Raw genomic sequence first — 785 nt, 5'->3', positions numbered from 1 at the left:
GGATGGTGACCGCCATCGACGACGGCGTCGGGACGATTCTGACGGCCCTCGAGGACGCGGGGCTTACCGACGAGACGCTCGTGATCTTCACGACCGAACACGGGCTGGCCTTCCCCCGAGCGAAGGGGAGCTGTTACGACGCCGGCCTCGAGGCTGCGCTGGTGGTGTCCTATCCGGGCGTGATCGACGGCGGAGAGCGCTACGGGGAGCTGCTCGGCAACGTCGACGTGTTGCCGACGATCCTCGAGCTGATCGGCCTCGAGGTTCCGGACGACCTGCACGGTCGGAGCTTCCTCCCGCTCGTGACCGACGGCGAGTACGAGCCCCACGAGCGGCTCTTCGCCGAGATGACCTGGCACGACGAGTACAACCCGGTGCGGGCGATCCGGACGAAGCGGTACAAGTACGTCCGGAACTTCTGGCAGCTCCCCCGGGTGTACCTCGCCCGGGACGTCTTCGCCAGCGAGGCCGGCCGTGAGGTCCGCGAGGCCTACAGCGCGCCGTTTCGCCCCTACGAGGAGCTGTACGACCTCCGGGCGACCCCCCAGGAGGACGAGAACGTCGCGCTCGAGCCCCGGTACCAGGACGTCCGCGCTGACCTCGCCCGGCAGCTCCGCGAGTGGATGGTCGAGACCGACGACCCGCTGCTCGAGGGACCGATCGCGCCGGGCAACTACGACGACGAGATCGACTCGTGGCCCCACGAGTGACGACGGGCTCGAGCACGTCGTCCCGAAGACGAGCCAGCGTGCGCTCGAGCGAACGGCACAGCCGCGAGTCCGGGC

Annotated in this window: 1 protein-coding gene; it reads left to right on the top strand. The window is 69.3% G+C overall.

The annotated features are described in order from the left end of the window. The coding region (locus tag ACNA7R_RS20495) for a sulfatase/phosphatase domain-containing protein (protein WP_416285380.1) at positions 1 to 710 on the top strand (710 nt) is incomplete at its 5' end. Positions 711 to 785: the final 75 nt, after the last annotated feature.

Origin of the sequence: Natronococcus sp. (genome assembly GCF_047921035.1) — an archaeon.
In the GTDB taxonomy this organism is placed as follows: domain Archaea; phylum Halobacteriota; class Halobacteria; order Halobacteriales; family Natrialbaceae; genus Natronococcus.
This window is presented reverse-complemented; position numbering and strand designations above follow the sequence as displayed.